We start from the raw sequence: 6,000 nt of genomic DNA on the forward strand, positions 1-6,000 counted from the left end.
ATTAGCGAGAAACTATCTCTTATCTAAAAGCACTTTACTTGTGAATACAGGTTCTAAGACCTCTACAAAATATTTTTTTTCAAAGGAGTCTGAATGACACAACAAGCAATTTCAACAAACCAACCACGCTTTTCTATCCGCACTTATTCTCTCGGTGCCGCTTCTGTCCTACTAGCCTATGCCTGTCTAGCAGCTGGACCAGTAACCCATGCCAACACAGGCACAAACACCAATACAAGTACAAACTTAAGGGCCGTCCAGACATCGACAAGTAGTTCTACAGGACAGGAAATACCTACGCAAATCACTCAGCCAACTACCCCACAAACAGGAACTGAGCAAACAACCACAAGCACTACAACTAGCCCAAGCAACTCTGGGCAAACCGACCAAACTTCTCAGGAAAAGATTGAAACAGGAACAAGCATATCAGCCGGTCAACAAACACAGCTGACTATTCCCGAAACTAATCAAGCTAGGACAACAAGTTCCCCACAAACAACATCTACAACTAGGGACAACCAGACATCGACTGTCCCTGCAAGCAGTAGCCATCCCCAGACAAGTACGCCATCAACAAGTAGCTCTGCCATTTCCCAAAAAACAAACACCCAAACACAAACCAACACCACCAGAACTCGACCGACTACCCAAACTCGTACTGCCAGCACACGTTCCAGCTCCACCAGTGCCTTGGGGGATGATTATCCTTATACAGCGGTGGACGCTATTGACCCCTGGAGGCTCTACACCCGTCAATGTACTTCTTTTGTAGCCTTTCGCCTCAGTAAAGTCAACGGTTTTGAAATCCCACCAGCTTACGGTAATGCGGATGTCTGGGGATACCGAGCGCAGCGTGAGGGTTACCGCGTGGATATGAATCCTGCCGTGGGAGCAGTAGCTTGGTGGACCTCACCTATGCACGTTGCCTGGGTATCTAGCATCCAAGGGGACATGGTAGAAATCGAAGAATACAACTACAGTCCTCGCTTCACTTACAGTAGACGACTGATTCATAAAAACTCTGTCAGTGGCTACATTCACTTCAAGGATCTAGCTAGCTCCCCTGTCAGTCAAACTAGCACTGCACCTACTCAGATAGCTGGCTTAGCAAACAGCGGTACCTATACCTTCACCCAACAAGCGCCAATTAAAAATGAAGCCAAACAATCTAGCACAACCTTGGATTACTATTATGCCGGTGAAAGCGTACGCTACGACCGGGTTCTAACAGCTGAGGGCTACCAGTGGATTAGCTACCTCAGCTATAGTGGTCAAAGACGCTACATTCCTATCAAGCAGGTAGAAGCAAGTCCTGCACCACAGCAGCCTATTGGATCAACTCCTACCAAACCTCAGGGAACTATCCAGGTTACAAATATCAATCAAGCAGAAGGTAGTTTTGAGGTTCTTATAACAGGAGCTAAATCACCCAAAGAAATTACAGCTGTATCTGTACCTGTTTGGTCAGATCAAGGAGGACAAGATGATCTCATCTGGTATCCTGCTCAACGACAAAGTGATGGCAGCTACAAGGTGAAGGTCCTAGCTAGCAAGCATAAAAATGACAGCGGAAAATACCACATCCACGTCTATTTCACAGATGCTGCAAATCAGATTGATTTTATAGGAAGCACAACAACCCAGCTTTCTACTACGGCTGCAAATACAAATTCCCTACCATCGTCTGGAACCTATACCTTTAAATCCCGACTAGCCATTCGAAACAGTCCGAGTCTCTCTTCCCCTGTCTTATTCCACTATGGTCTTGGACAAAGTGTCCGCTATGACCGGGTTGTCACAGCCGAAGGCCGTCAATGGATTAGCTATGTCAGCTATTCCGGAGCTCGTCGCTACATTGCTATCCCATAAAACAAAAGAAACTGCAGGGTCCATGTGAACCATGCAGTTTTTTGGATGATTAAATATCGGTAGAATTGATAGCTGTACTTGGTTTCTCTTTTGGCTTACGCAGATGGAAGAAAATGGTCACACCAAAGTAAATGGCAAATAGGACAATGTTGAGGATGTAAGCCCCTAGCATACCTGCTGCTGTCACATCACGCATTGTTGCATCTGAGTAGAGTTGCGCAATCCCCTTACCTGCTAGGTAGTTATAGGTATTCAGCAACAAGGTCGAAAAGAGATAGCCGATGTAAAGATAAGAAGCCAACTCATTTTTCTTCATGAATAGGAAAACAATGACCGCAATCAATAGACCAAACAGGACTAGGGCTGCAATCTTTTGAATGATACTATTCTGAAGATTGGCTGTTTCGCGCGAAACAAGAATTAACTCTTCCACATCAATCCCAACAGCTCCCTGCGTGTATGTGCGAAGTTGCTCCTCGTTAAAAGTCGAAACAAAGGCATTGAACAGCCTTAAAATACTGGCAATACTGGACAGTATCACAAAAATATATAAATGAATTGGTCTTTTCATATAAGCACCTCCTGATTTTAGTCTTATTCTACTCCAAAAAACATGCTTTGTCAATGTGATTTTGTGAACAAATTGAAAAATATATATTAAAATGCTACAATAAAGTAAAGTAGTAAGGAGGAGAAGCGATGAAACATTTTAGAAAAAACTACTGGCTTTACTGATATCTCTACCTAATCTTCTATCTATTTGCAAAAATGATTTTCCCTGACCTCACTAATATTTTGGCTGCTATCGGTTTTTGGAGCCTTGTTGTCGCCCTGCTCTATACCATCTACTACTGGATTAGCTACTGGCTCTATGTCCGTAAACAGAAGAAATAAGAACAATCTCCTCTAAGTTCAACCTAGAGGAGATGATTTTTATTTAGAGGCAAGATTTTGGAAAAGTTGAAAAGACAAATCAATAATGGCGACTATCTAATCATCAATCTCTATACCCATCACCAACCTTTACAAAAAACCACCAGCCTAGACTGATGGTTCTGTCATTTCTTCTTTTTTAGCCTTGACAATGGCGTTCTCACGGCGGTAGGTCACTGTCAAATCAAGCAAGTCCTCCTCAATTGCAGGAGTGAGCTGGTCGGCAGTCATCCTCCAAGTCCAGTTGCCACCAAGGGTATTTGGCAAATTCATACGAGCTGACCCATCCAAGCCGAGCAAATCCTGCATGGTAGCCACAGCCATAAAGGCAGGTGAGCCGAACAGCAAACGGAACATGGCATGGCTAACCCTTTCATCCTCACGGCGATTGCTGTACTTGTCTAAGAATTCCTTGCCCTCGTCAGACAATTCGCTCTCATACCAACCCAGAATGGTATCATTATCATGGGTGCCAGTATAGGCTACGACATTGTTGCGGTGGTTGTGTGGCATTTCAATGCTGTCACCCTCAGGGTCAAAGGCAAACTGCAAGACTTTCATGCCTGGGAAACCAGTCCTTTCACGCAATTGAATGACCTTATCTGTCACAGTTCCCAAATCTTCCGCGATGATATTCAAGTCACCCAAGTGGTACTTGATGGTTTCAAAGAGTTCGAAACCTGGTGCTTCCACACGGTAGCCATTGACCGCTGTTTCTTCCCCTGCTGGAATTTCCCAGAAAGAAGCAAAGCCGATAAAGTGGTCAATCCGCACCATATCGTAAATCTTAAAGGATTCACGCAAACGAGCCACCCACCAAGTAAAGCCATCATTCTTCATTGCTTCCCAGTCATAAATTGGATTGCCCCAGAGCTGACCAATTTCTGAAAAGGCATCTGGTGGACAACCGGCAACCACACTTGGCTTGCCTTCTTCGTCTGTCTTGAAGAAGTGTGGATTGGCCCACATATCCGCAGAATCAGCCGCGATATAAATCGGCATATCCCCAACAAACTCAACACCTTTGGCATTGGCGTAAGCCTTCAAAGCATGCCACTGACTGAAGAACAAATACTGGGTGATGCGGTGGTAATCCATCTGCTCCGCTAAAAGCTGACGGTAATACTCTAATGTATCATGATAGCGCAGGCGAGCTCCTTGATCCTCCCAATCAATCCAGGGCTTATTATCAAAATGCTCTTTGATAGCCATGTACTCTGCAAAAGTGTGCAACCAAAAACCATTTTCCTCTGCAAAAGACCAGTAATCCTCTGGCAAGCCCTCTGCCTTTATCGCCCTCACAGCCTTTTCCAAGACAGGACGTCTACCGTAAAAGACCTTGGCATAATCCACTTCTGTATCCTTGTCGCCGAAATCAATCCCAGTTAAATCTTCCTCGGTCAACCAGCCCTTTTCAATCAGAAAATCAAAGTCGATAAAGTGAGTATTGCCCGCGAAGGCAGAGAAAGACTGGTAAGGCGAGTCACCATAACTGGTCGTTCCCAAAGGCAAAATCTGCCAGTAGCGTTGCTTGGTTCTTTCTAAAAAATCAACAAAGTCATAGGCAGCCTGTCCCATAGAACCAATGCCGTATTTTCCAGGTAAAGATGAAATGTGCATAAGCACTCCACTTTGGCGTTCTTTCATAAAATCTTCCCCATATCTTTCTAAATAATCATAAATAAGATGCAAACGATTGCTTTTTATCATTATATAATGAAAACGGTAACAAATCAAGCTTTTTCACAATTATATCAGTCAATTTCAGCAATTTTTTCATGTTTCTACATTATATAACAAAAGTTTATCCGACATTTTATATTGACCTAAAAAATTTTTTAAATTTTTTTATAAAAACGCTTGCAAACGTATTCATAATGGTGTATAATGAATTCAACTTAGGAAAACGTTTGCGTTAGCAAGCATTTCACAATAAACCATTTATTCTTGGAGGGAAGAATATGAAACACAAACTTCTTAAGAGCGTTGCTCTTCTAGCTGCATCTACTGCTGTATTGGCTGCTTGCTCAAACTCATCATCAACTTCAAGCTCTTCTGCTGAAGCTGGTCAAGAGTTGACTATTTACGTTGATGGTCAGTACGAAGCATACATCAACGAAGCAAAAGCTGCCTTTGAAAAAGAAAATGAAGGCGTGACTGTTACCGTTAAAACTGGTGACGCTCTTACAGGTTTGGACAACTTGTCACTTGATAACCAATCAGGTTCAGCTCCAGACGTGATGATGGCACCATACGACCGCGTAGGTAGCCTTGGTTCTGAAGGTCAACTTTCAGAAGTGAAACTCGCTGAAACAAGCAAGACAGATGAAACGACTGAAACCTTGGTTACTTCTGGTGGTAAAGTCTACGGTTCACCTGCTGTTATCGAAACATTGGTTGCTTACTACAACAAAGACCTTGTTTCTGCAGCACCAAAAACTTTTGCTGAATTGGAAGAGTTGGCTAAAGATAGCAAGTACGCATTTGCTGGTGAAGAAGGTAAAACTTCAGCCTTCCTAGCTGACTGGACAAACTTCTACTATGCATACGGACTTCTTTCTGGTTACGGTGGTTATGTATTCGGTGAAAATGGTACAAATCCAAAAGACATCGGTCTTGCTAACGACGGTGCTATCAAGGCTATCGAATACGCTAAAACTTGGTATGAAAAATGGCCTCAAGGTCTTCAAGATGCATCTGCTGCTGGTAACTTGATCCAAACTCAATTTACTGAAGGCAAAACAGCTGTTATCATCGATGGTCCATGGAAAGCTTCTGCTTTGAAAGATGCAGGTGTCAACTACGGCGTAGCTACTATCCCTACACTTGCTGACGGTAAAGCATACTCAGCATTCGGTGGTGGTAAGGCTTGGGTTATCCCTGCAGGTTCTAAGAACCCAGACTTGGCACAAAAATTTGTTGACCACTTGACTTCAACTGAACAACAAAAAGCATTCTACGATGCTACAAATGAAGTTCCAGCTAACACTGAAGCACGTGAATATGCAGTCAGCAAGAACGATGAATTGACAACTGCCGTTATCAACCAGTTTGCTTCTGCTCAACCAATGCCAAACATCTCAGAAATGAGCACAGTTTGGGAACCAGCTGCTAACATGCTCTTCGAAGCTGTAAGTGGTAAAAAAGATCCTAAGACTGCTGCTACTGACGCTGTGAAATTGATTGAAATTGTAC

The 6,000-nt window shown here is 43.4% G+C and carries 5 protein-coding genes; 3 read left to right on the forward strand and 2 right to left on the reverse strand.

The window, feature by feature from the left end:
* The first annotated feature begins 93 nt into the window (after positions 1 to 93).
* Positions 94 to 1,872, forward strand: a complete 1,779-nt coding sequence (locus C1G53_RS13420) for an SH3 domain-containing protein (protein WP_238139142.1) — start codon at positions 94 to 96, stop codon at positions 1,870 to 1,872.
* A gap of 49 nt (positions 1,873 to 1,921) precedes the next feature.
* Here C1G53_RS13420 and C1G53_RS10890 read toward each other — a convergent pair whose 3' ends face one another.
* Complete coding sequence (locus tag C1G53_RS10890; RefSeq protein ID WP_105118670.1) at positions 1,922 to 2,443, reverse strand: MFS transporter; 522 nt, start codon at positions 2,441 to 2,443, stop codon at positions 1,922 to 1,924.
* Between the two features lie 197 nt (positions 2,444 to 2,640).
* On the opposite strand from C1G53_RS10890, the gene C1G53_RS13565 reads away from it, so the two are divergent.
* Entirely contained in the window at positions 2,641 to 2,766 is a 126-nt protein-coding gene (locus C1G53_RS13565; RefSeq protein WP_269088008.1) for a hypothetical protein, read from the forward strand.
* 147 nt (positions 2,767 to 2,913) lie between these two features.
* Here the strand turns inward: C1G53_RS13565 and malQ are convergent, their stop codons facing one another.
* Complete coding sequence (gene malQ / locus C1G53_RS10895; RefSeq protein WP_105118671.1) at positions 2,914 to 4,452, reverse strand: 4-alpha-glucanotransferase; 1,539 nt, start codon at positions 4,450 to 4,452, stop codon at positions 2,914 to 2,916.
* 314 nt (positions 4,453 to 4,766) lie between these two features.
* On the opposite strand from malQ, the gene C1G53_RS10900 reads away from it, so the two are divergent.
* Positions 4,767 to 6,000: extracellular solute-binding protein (locus tag C1G53_RS10900; protein ID WP_105118672.1), on the forward strand; the 1,234-nt coding region annotated here is incomplete at its 3' end.

It is taken from the genome of Streptococcus suis, assembly GCF_002960445.1.
GTDB classification, from domain to species: domain Bacteria; phylum Bacillota; class Bacilli; order Lactobacillales; family Streptococcaceae; genus Streptococcus; species Streptococcus hyiners.

What these genes read in the sequence shown, in the direction of transcription:
- C1G53_RS13420 (WP_238139142.1), top strand. Translation starts at nt 94, where the DNA reads ATGACACAACAAGCAATTTCAACAAACCAACCACGCTTTTCTATCCGC.
- C1G53_RS10890 (WP_105118670.1), bottom strand. Translation starts at nt 2,443, where the DNA reads ATGAAAAGACCAATTCATTTATATATTTTTGTGATACTGTCCAGTATT.
- C1G53_RS13565 (WP_269088008.1), top strand. Translation starts at nt 2,641, where the DNA reads ATGATTTTCCCTGACCTCACTAATATTTTGGCTGCTATCGGTTTTTGG.
- malQ (WP_105118671.1), bottom strand. Translation starts at nt 4,452, where the DNA reads ATGAAAGAACGCCAAAGTGGAGTGCTTATGCACATTTCATCTTTACCT.